Source organism: Bradyrhizobium sp. UFLA05-108 (assembly GCF_059803455.1).
In genome coordinates this window covers 1-1519 of sequence record NZ_JBANAZ010000185.1, presented here as the reverse complement: position 1 = coordinate 1519, position 1519 = coordinate 1, and the positions used below count along the sequence as shown (strand labels likewise).

General features: G+C 58.9%; 2 protein-coding genes. Both read left to right on the top strand.

Annotated elements, in window-relative coordinates:
- Positions 1–442 precede the first annotated feature (442 nt).
- Positions 443–685, top strand: a complete 243-nt coding sequence (locus SO140_RS45830) for a hypothetical protein (RefSeq protein WP_474804878.1) — start codon at positions 443–445, stop codon at positions 683–685.
- A gap of 324 nt (positions 686–1009) precedes the next feature.
- A partial coding sequence (locus tag SO140_RS45825; protein ID WP_498544183.1) for a hypothetical protein occupies positions 1010–1519 on the top strand: 510 nt, incomplete at its 3' end.

Sequence of the window (1519 nt, the reverse complement as noted above, 5' to 3'; positions counted from 1 at the left end):
GCAATAGGCCCGGGGGCTCCGTGCGCATCACCGCCTTTTTTGAGGTGGCCGGGAGCGTTCTCACAGTTTCCGTTGCCATTGCAGGCGGATGCTGGTGGCGCGGACAACGCCAAAGTGAGAACGAAAGCTGCGGCGGTTAAAACGCGTTGGGCGATCTTCATCGTTCTTCTCCCTGCGCGGCTCCGGGGGCGACAACTTAAGCGAGTGTATCGTCATAGCATTATGTCAGCGATTATATCCTTATGTTTTTCTTAGATCTATTAAATACGTTAATAAATGTCGCACGTTGTGCCAATCAGATAAAAAGGGACCGCAGCTCGTAAGGGGGCTTTGGGCGAGCTGGGGCCAACTGCCCTTGGGGAAGGGCATCGGGTGAACTTGGCAAACGCGCAAACGTTACTTACCTTTGTGAGCGTGCTGGGATGGTTGCGTGGAGGGGTTCATGGTTATTGAGCGCTTGCACCCGCCAAAGTACTGGTGGACGCGAGCGGAAGAGTTCCACACCAAGGCGGACAATTGCCAATTCCAACAAACCAGAGCCGCGCTGCGCAAAACGGCTGAAAACTATGAAAAGCTGGCGCGTCGCGCAGAGCAAATCCGCACCGTTGAAGAGCTGGATGAGCGCTGCCGGAAGGAAGCTCGCACGAACATTCGCCAAATACATCCCGATAATCGGCTGCGATGATCACGCGACTGCGCATCGCTAAAGCATCGTCCCATCATGCCCCGGCAAGTTACCACATGAATATGGCTATGGCCGTTAGCAGCGGCGTCATGCTGCGGCCGCGCTCGGCAGGATCGTTCAGCGGTTGGTCCACCAGCACACGCTCTAGCTCCTGACGCGTCACCCGCGCGCGCGTCTTGACACCTCTGAGGTCCCGACCGCGCCGCGATCAAGCGAGCGCTAGCGTGCAAGGTGTCGAGGCCAGTCGCCGATCGGCGGGGCGCCTAGGGAGGTTTTCAATTGACGCTCGCGCCGCATCATAGCCCGTAACGGAGGGAGATCGTCATGGGTCTCGACAATCCCGAGCGACAGGCGCGATGGCGCACCAAACGGAAGGAGGAAATCGAACGACTGCGCAACGTCGTCGCCGAACAATCCAAGCAATTGGCCGAGGCGCGAAGGGCAATCGAGATTGCCACCCTTCAGCAAGAGAACGCGACATTGAAGATTGCGCTTGCTGATGAGCATAAACGGCATGCAGCGACCAACGCCATGGCGGCCAAGCCTGCACCGGCGCCGATTGATCGCGGCGAGGTGGCCCGCCTCAAGAGGACGAACCGCAACCTGCGGCTCGCGCTGCAAGAAATGACTAAATGGTATGAGGGAGAAAGTCGCCGGAAGGGCTTCATGACGTTCCCGACTTATGGCAAGCTCATGAAATGCTTGCATCCCGACGGCCAGCCAAGCGACTCGGAGAGAAGTGAGGCTGCGCGCTGCTCGTTAAGATCGCAGCAGCCGGAGGACGCCGACGGCGGGCCGGCTTTTCCAGTGCCGTACGGCGGCAAGTCCCGGTGC

Coding starts and splice junctions, on each gene's coding strand:
- SO140_RS45830 (WP_474804878.1), top strand. CDS start 443: ATGGTTATTGAGCGCTTGCACCCGCCAAAGTACTGGTGGACGCGAGCG.